The 17,233-nt window shown below is 44.7% G+C and carries 14 protein-coding genes; 5 read left to right on the top strand and 9 right to left on the bottom strand.

Features of this window, described 5'->3' with window-relative positions; translation table 11 throughout:
- Positions 1-154: 154 nt before the first annotated feature.
- A complete protein-coding gene (locus ACUC6J_RS07665) occupies positions 155-1,780 on the top strand; it encodes an S-layer homology domain-containing protein (protein WP_447250011.1) in 1,626 nt (541 codons plus the stop codon).
- 71 nt (positions 1,781-1,851) lie between these two features.
- Here the strand turns inward: ACUC6J_RS07665 and ACUC6J_RS07660 are convergent, their stop codons facing one another.
- Complete coding sequence (locus ACUC6J_RS07660; RefSeq protein ID WP_447250010.1) at positions 1,852-3,441, bottom strand: amidohydrolase; 1,590 nt, start codon at positions 3,439-3,441, stop codon at positions 1,852-1,854.
- Positions 3,442-3,488: 47 nt separating this feature from the next.
- Complete coding sequence (locus ACUC6J_RS07655) at positions 3,489-4,187, bottom strand: 4'-phosphopantetheinyl transferase family protein (protein WP_447250009.1); 699 nt, start codon at positions 4,185-4,187, stop codon at positions 3,489-3,491.
- Between the two features lie 226 nt (positions 4,188-4,413).
- On the opposite strand from ACUC6J_RS07655, the gene ACUC6J_RS07650 reads away from it, so the two are divergent.
- Positions 4,414-5,880, top strand: coding sequence for an RICIN domain-containing protein (locus ACUC6J_RS07650; protein ID WP_447250008.1), 1,467 nt, complete (start codon positions 4,414-4,416; stop codon positions 5,878-5,880).
- A 108-nt stretch (positions 5,881-5,988) separates the two neighbouring features.
- Here ACUC6J_RS07650 and ACUC6J_RS07645 read toward each other — a convergent pair whose 3' ends face one another.
- Together ACUC6J_RS07645 and ACUC6J_RS07640 are read right to left on the bottom strand one after the other, a co-directional pair.
- Positions 5,989-6,504 carry an acyl-CoA thioesterase gene (locus tag ACUC6J_RS07645; protein ID WP_014599583.1) on the bottom strand — a complete coding sequence of 172 codons (516 nt, stop codon included), beginning with the start codon at positions 6,502-6,504 and terminating at the stop codon, positions 5,989-5,991.
- A gap of 99 nt (positions 6,505-6,603) precedes the next feature.
- On the bottom strand, positions 6,604-7,152 hold the full coding sequence (locus ACUC6J_RS07640; protein WP_016820468.1) for a helix-turn-helix domain-containing protein: 549 nt from the start codon (positions 7,150-7,152) through the stop codon (positions 6,604-6,606).
- Positions 7,153-7,385: 233 nt separating this feature from the next.
- Between ACUC6J_RS07640 and ACUC6J_RS07635 the strand changes: the two genes are divergently transcribed.
- The 3 genes from ACUC6J_RS07635 (at position 7,386) to ACUC6J_RS07625 (ending at position 9,852) form a co-directional block, all read left to right on the top strand.
- Entirely contained in the window at positions 7,386-8,624 is a 1,239-nt protein-coding gene (locus tag ACUC6J_RS07635; RefSeq protein WP_017426681.1) for an MFS transporter, read from the top strand.
- Positions 8,625-8,800: 176 nt separating this feature from the next.
- Entirely contained in the window at positions 8,801-9,526 is a 726-nt protein-coding gene (locus ACUC6J_RS07630; protein WP_016820470.1) for an AzlC family ABC transporter permease, read from the top strand.
- Positions 9,523-9,852, top strand: a complete 330-nt coding sequence (locus tag ACUC6J_RS07625; RefSeq protein ID WP_016820471.1) for an AzlD domain-containing protein — start codon at positions 9,523-9,525, stop codon at positions 9,850-9,852. Before ACUC6J_RS07630 ends, ACUC6J_RS07625 begins: the two co-directional genes overlap by 4 nt.
- 38 nt (positions 9,853-9,890) lie before the next feature.
- On the opposite strand, the gene ACUC6J_RS07620 is transcribed toward ACUC6J_RS07625, so the two are convergent.
- The 5 genes from ACUC6J_RS07620 to ACUC6J_RS07600 all read right to left on the bottom strand — a co-directional run bounded on the left by ACUC6J_RS07620 (position 9,891) and on the right by ACUC6J_RS07600 (position 17,229).
- Positions 9,891-11,624 carry an ABC transporter ATP-binding protein gene (locus tag ACUC6J_RS07620; protein WP_447250007.1) on the bottom strand — a complete coding sequence of 578 codons (1,734 nt, stop codon included), beginning with the start codon at positions 11,622-11,624 and terminating at the stop codon, positions 9,891-9,893.
- Between the two features lie 154 nt (positions 11,625-11,778).
- Positions 11,779-15,033, bottom strand: a complete 3,255-nt coding sequence (locus tag ACUC6J_RS07615; RefSeq protein WP_447250006.1) for a lantibiotic dehydratase — start codon at positions 15,031-15,033, stop codon at positions 11,779-11,781.
- Positions 15,008-15,685 (bottom strand): winged helix-turn-helix domain-containing protein, encoded by a 678-nt coding sequence (locus ACUC6J_RS07610; protein WP_016820474.1) that lies wholly within the window; start codon positions 15,683-15,685, stop codon positions 15,008-15,010. Before ACUC6J_RS07610 ends, ACUC6J_RS07615 begins: the two co-directional genes overlap by 26 nt.
- 50 nt (positions 15,686-15,735) lie before the next feature.
- On the bottom strand, positions 15,736-17,001 hold the full coding sequence (locus ACUC6J_RS07605; protein ID WP_016820475.1) for a lanthionine synthetase C family protein: 1,266 nt from the start codon (positions 16,999-17,001) through the stop codon (positions 15,736-15,738).
- A 75-nt stretch (positions 17,002-17,076) separates the two neighbouring features.
- Positions 17,077-17,229, bottom strand: coding sequence for an FDLD family class I lanthipeptide (locus ACUC6J_RS07600; protein ID WP_016820476.1), 153 nt, complete (start codon positions 17,227-17,229; stop codon positions 17,077-17,079).
- Positions 17,230-17,233: the final 4 nt, after the last annotated feature.

Genomic DNA, 17,233 nt, shown 5'->3' with positions numbered 1-17,233 from the left:
TTATCCAATATCAAACCTGTTACCCATCGGTAGCGGGTTTTTTGGTATTTTTCCAGCAATTTAGCAATGAATAACTTTCCTCTTTTTGATAGTATTATTCGTCGAGTAACAATATATACACTTACAATCTATCATAAAAAAGAAGGTTATTGGGATGAGTTCCAAACGATCGCGTTGGCTAACCAGGTTTACTCTATCGGCAACTACAGCCATTACAATATTCACAGCATTCACTTCATACTTAGCTGCCCCGGCAGCAGCAACCGGCGTAGCTTTTCGAGATATTTCACACAGCTACGCCTATCAGTCTATTATTTCCCTACACGCTAAAGGAATTTTGAACGGTACACAACCTGGTTACTTCTCACCTAAAAAGGCCGTTACCAGAGCTGAATGGGTTACCGCATTGGACCGTGTCCTCGCTCTGAAGCCTGTACAAGCAGCTGTTTCCTCCTATCGGGATGTTCCCAAACAAGCGTGGTACTACGGTTGGATCGAAGCGGCTTCGCAGCTCGATATCGTCCAGGGAGGAACGTCCGGCACATTCCAACCCAACAGTCCTATAACTCGGCAAGAAGCAGCCTTAATGATTGCACGTCTCATCCGCTCTTCGGGCGGATCAGGTAGCACCACATCCTCTTTCACCGATCGTGACGAAATTGCAGATTGGGCTCTTGAAGGGGTAACCACCGTGAATCGTTACGGCTTTATGAAAGGTGAAAACAACTATTTCCACCCGGCATCTTCTCTCACTCGTGAAGAAACAGCGGCATTATTGGAGCGTCTGCTGACGTATTCAACACAGCATGCTCGCCAAGCTGCTTCCACCGCTTCTTCCATTCGATTAGGCTGGCAATATGACCAAACCGTTCAGCAATTTCAAAATACGGTGCTTCAATCCAACATCAACACCCTGTCACCACGCTGGTTTTTTCTGAACGAAACGGGCAGTATCAGCGATTACACTAACTCTTCGCTGCTTTCCTGGTCCAAACAGCATCAAAAAAAAATCTGGGCTATGGTGGGCAACCGTTCCAATCTGGCGCTGACGCACCAAATTCTGTCCAGTGAGGTTCTACGGGCTAAAACCATAACTCAACTTGCCAATGCTGTATCTATACATGGTTTAGATGGGCTTGTCATTGATTTTGAAAATGTAGATGGTCAGGATCGTGCCTATCTTACATTGTTCGTCCAACAATTAAAAGCGAAGTTGAAAAGTCAAAATGCAGTACTGGCGCTCTGTGTATCTCCTGATTACGGAACGGACTGGACTGCCGCTTTTGATTATCAAAAGCTTGGCGCTGCTGCAGACTATCTAATCCTGATGGGATATGACGAGCATTGGGGGGGGAGCTCGATCCCCGGCTCCGTGTCCTCCCTGCCATGGCTGCGTGAAAGCGTGCGGCGCTTTGTACAAACCACCGATCCGGAAAAAGCAATTTTGGCGCTGCCGTTATTTACACGGAATTGGACACTTAACGCTAACGGGCAATCCATCGCTTCCTCTGATATTTCACTAGATCTGCAAAATCTGCTGGTGTCCCGTATCTCCTCCAAACCGATCTGGAACGAGGATATTCAGCAGTATACCGTGTCTTACAAAGATACTCAGCTTCATAAGCTATGGCTGGAAGAAGGGCGATCCTTCACTCGTAAGTACCGCTTGGGTCAGGATCAAGGATTTGCTGGCTTCGCCTACTGGTATCCAGGCGGCGCAAGCTCTGATCTGTGGGCCAGTGTGAAAAATGCGGACCGCTTCATACAGCGTGGCTTGTAAAAATTCAAAAGCCTTCAACCTCACGTAAAAAGTGAAGTTGAAGGCTTTTGCCATACACACGTATTACCAGCCTACGACCGGTATGCAACTTGCCCGTTCACAACGGTCATTCGTACCTTAACATCAAGCAAAGCTTGGTGACTTTCCGATACATCGCGGTCAATAACGGTAAAGTCAGCGGCTTTGCCTTCAGCGATTGTCCCTCTTTCATCAGCTTCCCCAGCCGCTACTGCGCTTCCCATAGTAAACAGATGAATGGCTTCGTGAACATCCAGCTTCTCAGCAGGAAGATAGCCCTCATGCATTTCTTCCGGCTTGGCGCGAGTCACTGCCGCATGTATACCCAGAAATGGGTTTAGGGGCTCGATCGGCGCATCACTGCCTCCAGCACACGGAATGCCTGCTTGCAGCAGCTTTTTCCAGGCATATAAATACTCGGTCCGTTCTTTCCCAACCCGATCCAGCACCCAGGGAAAATCACTTGCGACAAAACGAGGCTGGATGTCTACAATCAGCGGCAGCTTCGCCATTCTTTTAACCAAATCAGCCCGTAGCACCTGCCCATGAATCAGACGATCCGGCAACCCGCTTTCCTCCGTTAGTCCATGGGCCTCCATTGCTGTCAAAATCATGTGCGCCGCCCCATCTCCGATGGCATGTACAGCCACTGGAAAGCCTGCGGCTCTGGCTGCTGCCACCATCTGATTCAGCTCTGGCTGTGGTTGAATCGCCATTCCACACGTATGTGGAGCATCACTATATGGTTCGGATAATAAAGCCGTTCTTCCACCAATAGCGCCATCAGCAAATATTTTAATTGCACCGATTTTGAACCACTCATTTCCGGTACCTGCACGGAGCTTCTGTACTTTCACTTCTTCCATAAATGGATGATAGATGAGCTGGTGTGTGCGAAAAGCAAGACCTTCTTCTCGCAGCTCCTTGTAAATTCGCTGCATCGTCTCTACGCTGCCCAAAAAACGTAAATCCTCCGTGTGTGCAGCAGTCAGACCCAGCCGTAGCGCATCCAGACAAGCTCGCCGGATCGTATCCTTCTTCGCCGAATAATCCGGCTCTGGCTGCACGCTTGTAAAGGCAAAGGATGCTTCCTCATAAATCAATCCATTTAACCGTCCCTCTGCGTCTCGTCCATAGGCTCCTGAAGCCGGATCAGGGGTGTTCTCGTGAATACCTGCACGCCGAAATGCCTCTGAATTGGCCAAAAACGTATGAAAGCACGTACGAGTCAGATATACCGGGTGCTGATCTGTAATGGCATCCAGCTCAGCTATATTTGGAATTTCAACAGGAATAAACGCGTTTTCGTTCCAATTAAGACCTAAAATCCACTCTCCCGGCGGTGTTACAGCGACCCGCTTGCGCAGCATAGCCAGCATCTCGTCCTTGGAAGTAGCTGATGTGAAATCCAGCATAGCCAGCTTCATACCATGCATAGACAAATGCATATGGGCATCAGTTAAGCCCGGCAGTACATTGGCACCCTCCCAATCCACCGTCTCGTACTCCTTACCTGACAACTGCAATTCAAGCTCCCGGGCATATCCAATGGCCTGTATGCGGCCATGCTGTACAACGATGGAGTCTCCTTTGGAAGCCCAGTCCCCATATAACCTGCCGCGCTTGAACAAAACGAATGTCAACGCCACTCATCTCCTTTTCTCCAACTATATGCTTGATCTGCTGCATATTACGCCAAGGTTGCCACTTCCAAACGTAGTGTATTTATATCTACCTGCTGTACCTCCTGCGCAAAGTGATCATGAGCTGCACAGACAGCCATTTTATAATCTGGGTCTAGCTCATACTGCTTAAAATGACAATACTCAGTAGTAAAGCCCTCTGTCGTGAACCCTATAGACGGTCGTGCTTCCAACTCGAATGAAAAAGACTTTAATGGTAGCGTTAGCCCCTGCCCTTCGGCCTTCACAAAACTTTCCTTAAGCGTCCAAAGATCGTAAAAATAGGATAAACGACTCTCTGCATCCTGCTGCATTAATGCATCGTACTCTGTGTCTGAAAAGCATACCCTGCCTACCTCAAAATCAATAGGACGGAGCTGTTCAATGTCAATACCAAGCGGATGATCATCAATGGCGCATACTACCCATTTTCCCGAATGGGAAACATTAAAATGGAATGCCGGCGCATTCAACAAGGAGGGCTTGCCAAAAGCATTGTATGTAAACTGAAGGCTGACATTTGGTATTTTTAATTGCCGACAAACCAACCACCTTAACAGCACATCGGCGTATAACCCCCTCAAAGCGTCTTCTCGATGTAAAAAACGATCCAACTTGTGCTGTTTTTCCAGTGAAACCTGATTTACCAGTAATTCATAATGTTCCTCAGCCTCCGGCTTGCTTGTATCAATCGCGTATATTTCCATGGTCGCCTCCTGTATTCCTAATGGATATTAGCCAGTTTGTAACACTCACCAGTCGATTGAAGTCTGTTAAATTAGGATGACACTTGCCATATACATGGTCAATATACTACTCTAGCACTTTCAATTCAATATGGATACAATTGGGATAAGCAGCTCTATCAAAACTACTTCATAGACCCTATTAATGAAAGCGCTTTAAAATAACCATACAGAGGAGGACGAAACAATGAAATATGATTTTGCCCGCTTGCTGTGTATTATGCTCACTATTTTGCTTTCGTTAAGCATTTTTCAGATGTTTTCACCTAAGATCGCTTCAGCTGCTTCAGCGAATGTAGTAAATGGCATTCAGTTTAAAGATACAGATGGAAACGTGGTCCATGCCCATGGGGGCGGGATGATTAAGGTGGACGGTTATTATTATTGGTTTGGTGAAAATCGTAATCCGAATGGAACGTTCAAGGCGGTCTCCGCCTATCGTTCCTCTGATTTAAAAAATTGGGAGTTTCGTAAAAACGTGCTGACCAGCAGCTCGGCCGCAGAGCTGAATGTATCGAATATTGAACGTCCGAAAGTGATTTACAACGAAAAAACACGCAAATACGTATTATGGATGCACAAGGAAAACGGGATTAATTACAACGAAGCCCGAGTGGCAGTTGCCTCATCCGATACTGTAGACGGAGATTATACGTATCAGGGCAGCTTCCGTCCGCTGGATTATGATTCGCGCGATATGACCGTATACAACGATAACGGTACTGCATACCTGATTTCGGCTACCCGTGTAAACGCGGATCTGAACATTTATCGTCTGACACCGGATTTCCTTCAAGTTGAATCGCTGGTGACTACACTTTGGCCAGGACAATATCGTGAAGCTCCAGCGATGTTCAAAAAAGGAGACGTCTACTTCCTGATTACATCCGGGGCAACCGGCTGGAATCCCAATCAGGCCAAGTATGCTACCGCATCCAGCATTGAGGGAACTTGGAGCAATACGATGAATTTCGGGGATAGTACAACCTATGGTTCACAGTCGGCCTACGTCATTCCTGTTGAAGGTACGCAGACGACCTCGTATCTGTATTTGGGCGACCGTTGGGCTGGGGCGTGGAGTGGTCCTGTGCAGGATTCTCAATATGTATGGCTGCCGCTGCGTTTTCCAACCGCGACCTCATTAGCTATGGATTGGTTCGACAGCATTAATATTGATACCGCCAGTGGTGTGGTGGAGGGCGTAACTACGCCGATGGTCATCGACCCGGATAGTTATTATCAGCTGGTAAGCCGCAAGAGCAACAAGTCGCTAGGCATCATTGGCAATGCGATGACAGACGGAGCAGATTTAGAGCAGCGTGTGAATTCCGGAGCGCCAAGCCAGCAATGGCAGCTTAAGGATGCAGGCGGCGGATATTATAAAATTGTGAATCGGAACAGCGGGAAGCTGATTGGTGTTGAAAGCGGTGCTACAGCAGACGGCGCAGTTATTGAACAGTGGAATGATGGAGGCTGGTCCAGCCAGCATTGGCAGCTCGTATCCGTAACCGGAGGCTATTACAAGCTGAAAAATCGGGCAACGGGCAAGCTAATCGACATTTCCGAAGGTGCCACTGCCGATGGAGCTAAAGCCATTCAATGGGGCGATAATGGCGGGACGAACCAGCATTTCCGTGTAGTCAAAGTGGAATAGCTCAGATCCTTATCAAAAGGAGCCGTCATCCGAACAGATCGTAGTGATCTCTAACGGAAAACGGCTCCTTTTTATGCTAAAACGGTAAAATGGGTGATGTCTAGTACACTACACTTCCCACGGAAAATCTGTCGTCAGAAAACTAGCCAGCTGCTTGCTTTCTTCCCTCCGCTGACGCCGTATGGCTGCGCGCGATGGAGCCGTCTGGTGTAATTGTATTTGCTCCTCTGTTTCCGGAATCACCTGTGGGACGGTCACTTTACGATTGTTCTCGTCCAATGCCACAAAGGTCAGGAAGGCGGTAGCTGCAATTTTGCGATCACCAGTCATCAATCCCTCGCGAATCACTTTTACGAACACCTCCATCGAGCTGCGGCCTGTCCAAGTTACGAACGCTTCCAGCGTGACAGAATCGCTCGGGTGGATAGGCAGCAAAAAATCTACCGAATCCGTCGAGGCTGTTACTGTGTTCGTACGGCACAGCTTGGCGGCAGCAATAGATGCGATATCGTCGATATATGACATCAATCGGCCTCCAAAGAGCGTGTTATGATTGTTGATATCGTTGGGAAATACTCGGGACGTCTTAAAGCAGTAGGTTTCTCGGATGTACTTGCTTTCCATGGGTTCTTTCCTCTCTTTTCCTCGTTGCTCTCTTTTTATATCTCAGGATTTTGCAGAATCCTGTGTGGAAGTCTGTTGTAGACTATATTAATCATCCCACTAATCCGCATAATAAATCAATACATAAAAATCGGCATCCTCATCCGAATCATTACGATAGGTATGGATATCAGATCCTTGAAATTGTACGGCGTCCCCTGCACTCAATCGGAGCTGTTGCCCCTGCATTTCAAAGTACATTTCCCCACGGATCATGAGGATCGTTTCCTCTCCCAGATGCTCTTCTGCCTTGTGTGTAAAGCCTGGCTTCAGACTTACCGTGAATACCTCGAACTTCTTTTCCGAGTGATACGGGAAGACAGGGTAAACAAAATAGTTACCGTCCTCATCAATAACTGGATGCAGATCTGCTCTACGAATCTTCGTGATTTGCGGCGGGTCTTCCTTAAGAAAGGTCGAAAAGGATACGTGCAAGCCGTTCGCAATCTTCCAAAGTGTGGTTACCGTAGGATTAGATTTCCCCTTCTCAATTTGAGCCAGCATCCCTTTGCTAACCCCTGTCAGTTCAGCCACCTTATCCAAACTAAGTCCTCTAGTTTTCCTAATTTGAGCCAAATTAGAACCAATAATATATTGCATTGAATCCACCGAATTATACCTCCTCGTATCCCAAAGTCTATATATGAAGAATACACAAAAGTGTCCGCTGTAGCTATAATTTACTGTTGACATTAACTATAAATGTCCTTAAACTTCACTTACTAAAACGTTTTTCAAAACTATTGTAATATCCTGAAGGGGGCCGCTATCCTGTGACTTTTCCATCCCTGAACACCCAACAGGCGAGAAAATCAACGTTGACTATCTAGGAGGGACTAAATTTGAATCCGCAAACCCGCAAGTCCCGCCACATGTACATGATGCAGCTGGCGACAATTTTTATTGGCTTTATTGTATTTGGTATCTCGGAGAATATAAAAGGTCCTGCCATTCCACGCATTCAATTCGACTTCAATCTGGATGAACAGCAGCTCGGAACATTGTTGTCTCTAAACGCACTTGGTTATTTGATTGCCTGCTCGTTCACCGCTGTCCTTGTCCGAAAGTGGGGAATCAAGGCGGTCAGCATCATTTCTTTTGCTTCCATGATCATCTCGGGAGTGTTCATCTACCTGTCGCACACGTATCCGTTCTTCGCTTCGTCCTACTTCTTGATGTATATCGGGAACGGCATGCTGGAGATTGCACTCGCAATTTTGGGGGCGAGGATTTTTGTGAAAAATACCGGCACGATGATGAATTTGTCTCACTTTTTCTATGGGCTTAGCTCAACAGTCGCCCCTTTGCTGGCGACGGGAGTCATGTCACTGACGGTATTTGGGCATACGCTAGACTGGCGGGGAATGTATCTGGCTATGTTGTCGCTCTGCCTGCTGCCGATTGTGGCCGCGCTGCTCAGCACCTTCCCGGGAGACGATCTGCAGCATGAGGAACGGACCTCACTCAAGACCCTAACCCGCGATCCGGCACTCTGGATGATGGTAATGATCCTGTCGTTTGGGGTAGTCTCTGAGCTCGCAGTTGGGGGCTGGCTAGTCAACTTTTTAGAGAAAGCGTATTCATGGAGCACGGTGAAGGCGTCCAGCATGCTCTCAGCGTTTTTTCTTACCTTCTCGTTGGGGCGCCTGTTGCTTGGTCCGCTCACAGACCGGATGGGGTTTGTACTTTCGACGATTCTATTCTCCGCCTTCTCAGCGATATGTACGTTTGCAGCAATCGCGGGTGGGGAGAGACTGGCGTTTCTCTTTGCCGCATCGGGTGCCGGCATTGCAATGATCTATCCGACCGTGATGGCGTTCATAGCACGGAGATATCCGAAAGACAGTGATACAGCTATTACGTTCGTCGTCACACTGATGGGCATAGGTAGTGTCATTGGCAACTATGTGATCGGCTGGGTAATCGAAGGGGTCAAGATAGTCTACGGAGCAACCACTGAGCTTGGCATACTGCGCGGGCTTCAGGCGGGATATGGAGTTATTGGTCTATGTGCAGCCATCTGCGCGGTCTCGGGAATGATTCTCTACGGATATCTGAAAAAACGGCAAGAGCTTATATAAGCCACCACCTTAGGGTTGTCCCATAAGTCATGAACTGACTGGGGCGCCCTTTTTTTACGAACTACTTGTTCGCTATAGGGATTATTCAATATAACATACAATTGTATAATATATTGATACTTCGCAATTTCCGTTATATACTATTATAAAATTTATACACTGGGGGTAAGGTTAACATGTCCATAGCTTCGGAATTGAGCGGAACGAAGCCCGATTCACTGAGCGTTTTACAAGGGGTTAAAGATTGTATTCCTACACTGCTTGGTTATGTATGTATTGGATTCGCAGCTGGCATTGTGGGCGCTTCATCAGGGGTTAGCACCATGGAAATTGGTCTGATGTCAGCGCTTGTATACGCAGGCGCCTCCCAGTTTATTATGTGCTCGATGCTGGCGGCAGCCAGTCCTCCGTCTGTCATTATTTTAACGACATTTATTGTGAATGCTCGCCATCTGCTTTTAAGTGCGTCATTGGCTCCTTACTTTTCTAAATACTCACTGTGGAAAAACATAGGCATCGGTATCCTTTTGACGGATGAATCCTTTGGGGTAGCGTCGGATAAATTGGCTAAAGGCGGGCAGGTCAGTGACCGCTGGATGAACGGACTTAATATTACAGCTTATCTCGCTTGGATTGCTTCCTGTGTGGCTGGTGGAGTGCTAGGGAATTGGATTTCCCAGCCGGAAGCATTTGGTCTAGACTTTGCCTTACCTGCAATGTTTCTGGCCCTACTCATTTCCCAGCTCCAAAGTGTCCAGACCTCCAAACTCAAGCATCGCCTGCTACTTGTGCTATGTATGGCCGTTCTAATGTACCTTTTATCCTGGTGGGTGCCATCACATATCGCCGTCATTGTAGCGACCATGATCACCGCAACGATTGGAGTGTTAACTGACAAATGAATATTAGTCCCAATGTCCTGTATATCATTATCGGCGGCATGATTGTCACGGCAATTCCGAGAATCATCCCCTTCGTCGTGCTGCAAAAACTGACGTTGCCCAAACCTGTGTTACAGTGGCTGTCCTACATCCCCATTTGCATCTTCACGGCACTGGTCATGGAAAATCTGCTCGTACGAACTGAAACCTCGGTCACTCTTAATGGGCAAGTGCTTATAGCGGTCCTTCCTACGCTGGTGACCGCTTTGTGGAGCAAAAATTTGCTGGCTACTGTGGTTGTGGGTATTGTGAGTATGGCTGTAGTTCGAGTTTTGTGGTTGGGATAGAAAATCCCCTCCTAAAATAGGAGGGGATTTGTCCTTTCTTACGATCCGCCTGTCGCCTTTACCAACGGAGGTGACAGCATCTCTTGCTCAAGTTCACTTTCTCCTTGTGAAAGATACGAAGATGCTTGTAGCCTGAACATTTCAGCGTATACTCCGTCCATATCCATTAAGTGTTTATGACTGCCCGCTTCCACAATTCTGCCCTCCTTCATTAAAATAATGGTATCCGCCATACGTGCGGAGGACAATCTGTGTGAAATAAATACTCCTATTCTCTCGTGAACAAGCTGATCAAATTTTTGAAAAACTTCCTTCTCTGCGTGTGGGTCTAAAAAAGAACTCGGCTCATCCAACACATAGATATCAGCATTTCTCATAAAAGCCCTAGCTATTGCTATGCGCTGCCACTGCCCTCCAGATAGCTGTTGTCCATCTTCAAACCATTTTCCAAGCAGAGTGTTCAGTTTTTCTGGCAGACCAGCTATCAAATCTACAATGCCTGCCTTATCAATAGCTGTCCAAATGGCCTCATCATTTTCTCTGGCAGCCACATGACCAAAGCCTATATTATCCCTAACAGACATCTCATAATGTACAAAGTCCTGAAAAACGACGCCTATCTTTCCCCTAAAGCTGTCTTTATCCAATTCGTGTATTGAGTGTCCATTAATTAAGATTTCTCCTTCAAAATCAGAATACAGATGAGTGAGTAACTTCACAATTGTTGATTTACCCGATCCATTTCTCCCTACAATGGCTAGCTTCTCTCCTTGATGAAGAGTAAAGCTAACATTAGAAATGGCATTCTCCTCCGTGTTAGGATATCTAAACGATACATTCCGAAATTCAATACTGTGTATAGCAGACAAAGGAAAGTTTTGAACTGACTTTTGCATTTTTGTTTCCTCCGGCATATCCAGAAAGTCAAAAAGCTGCTTAATATACAAATTATTTTGACACAGACTTAAAATACCTTGTACAATGCTCTGCGACGTTGACTGGGTTAACGTGATACCTTGAATTAAGCTCACCAGGTTCCCCACTAAAATTTGACCAACATAAGTGGCTTGTATGGCCATGAAAATAATAAATGCGCATGCACCCTGATTCACAATCTGAAATGCAAGAGAAGTATAGGATCTACGAACCGCCAGCACTTTATCCTCACGATAAAACCCTTCGAGTATTGTTTTATACCTTTTTCGCAGATAATCTCCCAGTTGAAAGATCTTCACTTCTTTAAAGCTGTTATCTCTCGTCACCAAAAAAGACAAATACCAGGATTCACGTTGTCTTCCTGCTCTTTGAAAGTGAACATTAAATTCTCTTTGCCCAATGCGTAAAAAGGAATAGAATGACAAACATGGAATGAGAAAAATGAATAAAAATGCCCACCATCTCCACGCAATAAGAATAGCACCCGTCGAAAATAAGGTTACCACACTGCTCATAATGGCGAGGATCTGAGTAAATATTTCAAATGGTCTGTAATCTGCTTCTCCCTGAGCACGTTGAAGCATATTTTGCACATCTGCATCCTCAAACGACTGCAAAGACATCTTTTGTGCTTTTTCAATAATTCTGATATTTACCTGGTTTGATAGCCGGCTTTGAAACATTTTACGAAAAAAGCTTTCCCCAATATTGATCAGATCGTACAGCAAATTGACACCTATTAGAACACCAAAAGCTATAAAAACAGGCTGAAAGCTTCCTCCTGACGCTCCTGCCACAACACTATTAATTAATTCCCTCGTTGCTAAAAGGATCACAGCAGGAACGGCACCCTTCAACAAATTTGTAATAAGTATAGCGATCAAAAAAGTAGGGTGTGTGTCCCAAAGCAGCCTGAATATACGAGGCCAAAATAAAAAGGTACGAAATATATTTTGGTAGGACAAGGAAACCAGGTCATTGGTTTGTCCTTTAGACTGTGACATGGCGCACTCCTTTCCGATGCAACAGGTTGGCCGCTGTATGCTTTGCCAAAGCCATACATTTCATTTCCCGTTCCCGATTTACACCCAGCAGACGATTCAGGTGCATATGAATGATACTGCCTAAAATATCATTAGCATGATTCGTAAGCTCATGATTGTTTTCAGCCAGGGTTATCGCTTGAGCATACTGTTGAATCATGGCCTGTCTTTTTTCTACAAGTGCCAACAAAGCGACCTGTGTAGCCGTATCCGCTTGTCTAATCCATTCATATTCCGATTCTACAGCGGTAATCAATGCTTTTTTAATATCCCTGAACGCCTTCATATAAGGCTTGCTGTCAATTCTACCTTCTAGCCAGTCCACTTGCTCCTGAATCGTTAAACCAAAGCTGCTTAAATAGTGAATAATGTTAATCACAGCTGCAATCTCTATGTCCAGATTGAAAGCTTTGGAACGAATTCCTGCCATATAGGCGATAACCCATCGGCTATCCACGTCAAAAACCTGTTCTGCCAGGTCCATAAGTGTCTGCCCTCCATACCTCTCCAACTCAGGAAGGTATGTATCCAGTACCATATGTGTGATAAATCCCTCTTCACGCAGCTCACCTGCCCACTGATTTAATTGCGCCAAGCCAGCACTCCATAGTTGACCTGGCTCTCCTTGAAACCGCAGACGAATATGATGCTCAGGATCAACGTACCGCAAAAAATAAGATTTTTTACTCCAATCCTCAAATTCCGGGTTATTTCGGAGTTGATCCAAGCTTAAGGAAATAAGATCCGTTTCCCTTTCCTTGACTCCATACAATTTAAGGTACAGCCATTCACCTCCTGGAAGGAACCCTCTATGAATGCCCGAAGGGGTATAAGCCATGAATTTTTGAGAATCCATCTTGTGGGGTAAACTTGGAATACTCGGCTTCCCCTTTATTTTTTTCTTCTTGAGCGGAAACACAAATTCCCCCATATATCTTCCAGCGGTCCCATGTAGCGGGGTATGGAATGGATCGCCCAAACACTCGGTAAGAAGCAGTTCCTGTCCTTCCCTCATCTTGCTCATCTCACGAAGCAATTCTTTGATATGGAAGAGATTGCACAGGTCCAATAACAGTCGGTTATCTCCCATCGTTAAATAAACATAGCGTGGCACATTCCACTGTTCTCTCCAAGTATGAAAAAGCTCCTCCCTTGCTTGAGGCTCAGTTAAATCTGAAATATTCAATGCAGCCTTGCCAAGCCTCCACTGCGCAGCACCAATAACAATTTTTCCATATACAAGTCTTGGCAAAAAAGGAGACTGCTCTAGTGGCCCCCAGTCAAAGTATGACCATGTGCCAAGCTCTTTGTTGGTGATATCGGTCAAGAATCTGAATATATGCGGTGAAAGCTTGTAATTAAGCATATGGGTTTGCAGGGGGATGATTTCTTTACCCAAACGCCTGGACTTGACATAGAAACGGTCGTGAGTTGCACCTATCAATAAATCATCCATGTGTAGTGTCTGCTCCTCATCTTTAGAAGAGGTCGTTCCGGACACGATTTCATATTCCATAAAATTTTTGCTCAGTGATATATTCGATATTTTTCCCTGGTCAGGCATAAAAACCATCTCTGCCAACAAGGCGTCGGGATGAAAGCATCGGTGATGATCATAGATATCAGAGAATTTCTGAACATACTCTTCATTAAACATATCCAGAAAACGTCCAAAAGTTTTACCTGCCCGATTAGAACCGGCGCTGGGCCCAAGTAAAAGCTTATAGTCTCCTAAATCAACTTTTTCAGGTGATTCGGCAAATATACTGTAGTATACCTCCAAAGATTCCGGGGAAGTGTCATCATTATCGGATATCGTCAGCTGCTCCAACTGCTCATCTGAAAGAACGATTTCTATGTCATGTTTGGCAATGGCATTCGAAAGCCATTGAAAGAGAACTGCGTTGCGTTTAAATGCTTCCATGCCCATTGATTTTTTCTCATTGGTACGATACGTCTTTGGTATACCAAGTCCCCAATCCTCATCAAACAGTTCATTGATAGGGACCTCCTGGTACACTCCGTACTTTTCCAAAAAACGATTTAAATATTCGTCCAGTTCATCCGTTTTTGGGGATGAAAACAACCTGCACATGACTTCAGCTCCTAATGCAACATCATCGAGCACATGTCTCGGCAGCGTTACTTCTTGAGCTAATTTGACATCGACCTGTACAGGCGTTTTTACAGCAATGATATCTAGCATTTTTCCACATAGTTCTCGGTAGGCCTTCTCTCCTTCTCCAATCATGCACTGATTGTATTGTCGTAATAAAATATCAATTTCGTGTAAAATGTCAGTCCAATGATCAGACATGTCCATTTTTTTAATTTTTTCAAATATGTAATGAAAAGGTGAGTGATCCATCAGTGGAGGTCTAAGCTCGCTCAAAATAAACTCTTGCTCTACAAGCTGCTGCAAAAAATGAGCGATGATTTCCGTAGTAGCGTCAGGAAATGCCTTCAATAGTAATTCTTTAAGCTCCATCACCTGAATCGGATGCTCAGCAGCTTCAAACGTCAGGCGAACGACGTCCGTAAGCCGAATGGAACTAAACATTTCGGCCGAATCATCGGTTTCTGCCGCTCCATGCTTAGGCCGAAATGGTAATTTGGCGCGATCGCCCTTGATCATAACCGTTCGGTTTAAGAAAACCTTTAATTGATCAAATATGACTGGGTCAGACTCCATTTTTCGGATAATCTTATATATCCATTCCATGTCAGGTCTAGCTCTCTTCAGATGTTGATGATAGGTACCTATGTCCAAATGGGTAGTATCCTTACAAATCCCTTGCCCCACCCCTGAAAATAATCCAAATGGAGTCGTTCGGGTAGTCATCCGAATAAAATAACGATAAAAACTATTCAGCGTCTTCTCATACTTTTGTAACTCTCCTTTATCTTCCAAAGCATCGTCATCGTTCAAGTAGTGTAGAAACTGCATAAGGGACGGAGAGGCCAATGAAATAGCTTCTCGAATAACAGCTTCACGGGACACAAGCTTTAGTCGACGAGTGATTTCCTCCAAAGAAAGATGGCTATCTACATCTTGATCCGAAAACACCTCAAAATATTGCTCTAACGGTAGTAATGGGGCTCTGATTAGAAAATAATCACATGCGCTGAACCATCGTTCATTCTTATCTCTCGGTTCTCTATGTAGGTTATGAGCATCAGTGTAATGCAGTTGTCTCTTCACAACTGGCCACCTCCAAGTTTTTAGGAAATATATTCAACCTGTAACCGATTCCATGGCATGTTACCAGTATTTTCGGATGACTTGGATCATCTTCTATTTTCTCTCTCAATTTTCGGATATGCACATACACCGTATTAGATGTAGTAAAAGCATCAACTCCCCATACTCTGTCTATAATGTGATCAATCGTGGATGCACACTCTTTCGCTGTAAGGAGATACATCAATAATCGAAATTCCATCATCGTCAGCATATGCTCATGTCCTTGCTTCCAAATAACCTTACCAGCAGGATCAAAAATGACATTGGGTGATAAACTAATTGCCTCCTGATCTCTTTCCAGCCCATATTCAGATGAAGCCATGGAAAGCAGTTGTTTGAGGAGATCCAATTGCCGTTTGTCATCACAATGATAGGATAGGAAGATAAATGGGACTGTAAATTTTTCTTTAATGGTGTGCCAGTGAGATAAATCCTCTAGCGTTACGTGATCCTGATTCAAAGCTACACCGATGCACTGCTCATCAATATCCGGTAGAGCCTGGTAAAGCGAATCATAAAACATAATTTGAATGTTTTCTGGAGTGCTTAAAGTCTCAAAAAAATGCTTAATCTTCTTAAAGGATGATATAACCATAAATTTTTGTTTCATCTAATCCTCCCCAAAAGCACGGCTTCAGATAAGCAGTTAAGACAGAGCTTTTACGAAATTAGAAACAATTCACTCCATCTCCCTGAATATTTAGGTTGTTCCTTCCCTACTCCATAGTCCAACAAGCTTAATGCAATTCCTGTTGCCCCTTGCAGTATTCCTATATTATGAACATGAGTTGTCCCCTCCAAGTCCTGATAACCAAATGGGAGCTCTTCATCGTATAGATTCATCAACTTTAATGCTATTTGGTCGGCAAAGCCTAATGCAGCTTGATTACCAGTGAAGTAATAGAATCTATGAGCCATATGAAGCAAACCCGCCAATCCATGACAGAAAGTGGGGGATAGCGCGTTTAAAAGCTCATCATCCAAGCAAAATACGGATTTCATAGCTTGTTCAGCTATCTTTGTCCATTCTTCATTGCTACACTCCATTCCTGCTCTGAATAAAGTCCATGCTATCCCACAGGTTCCATGGCACCAGCCTTCAATTTCTCTCATTCCTTCTTTGTTATCTGTCTTGTTCATTGAAGTCGCTTGAGAGCTTACAGGCCAATACAAACCATATTGATCCTCCTGAATTTGAATAAGCAAAAAATCGGCTATATATTCTATAGCCTCATGTAATCCTTTAACTCTAATCTTTTTTTGTAGGGCAGTGACAAGTAGTGCAAGGATTCCGGTGATGCCATGCGCCATTCCTAGATGAATCGAAGTCGAACTTCCCCTTGATACCGAATGTATATATTCAGGTATAAAGTGCGTTATAGTATCTAATAGTTGATGGGTCAGATTGCACATCTTCTCGTCGTCTTCAGGAATCTCTAATGTGTATCTGCCCACTCCGAGCAGGCCGTGGATAACGTCCATCTGCTTGCTGAACTCTGTAATTGTATTTATAACGGGTGACTTTACCCATTGAGTACGAATATAATCATTTATTTGATTTAACAGTTGCTGATAATTAGCTCTGTTATTTGAGGCAAGCAATATTCCATATGCTACACCTGTAGAACCATAGTACAGAGATATATCGGGTAGTAATATTAAAGAATTGCGATGTAAATACAACAACTGTGTATGCACATGTTCTGCCCAATTCTGATCAGGTTTCAGATAACCCCACTCGGCCAACAGCACGAATACACCTGGAACTCCATCAGCAAGCCAGCCGGGATTCCAAGGGGCCGTCCCACGCGAAGGTGAAAGGTTGTTTCTATGATGAACTATTTTTTCTGTATATGATAGGTCTATCAGTTTTTGTGTAATATTTTTGCTGATCTCAACTGACCTTTCCTGCAAATCTCCAACCATAATTCCTCCCCCTATTTTATAACCGGGAAAAGACACGGTTATAAAACCGTGCCTTTTGTACCTTGTTTCTCGTTATTAACACGTTTTGCAGAAAGAAAGACTAACTTGGCAATTCAAAGTACCTGTTGCACATGAAGGAGTACAGATAAGACCACTAGCTGGTTGAACCTCTTTAGGAGCAACCTCATTTTTGGCAACTTGCAAGTCCAGATCAAATTGATTTTTCATTTTG

The sequence above is a fragment of the Paenibacillus sp. JJ1683 genome (assembly GCF_053006485.1).
The sequence above is the reverse complement of the archived record's forward strand: the minus strand, read 5'-3'. Positions and strand labels throughout refer to the sequence as shown.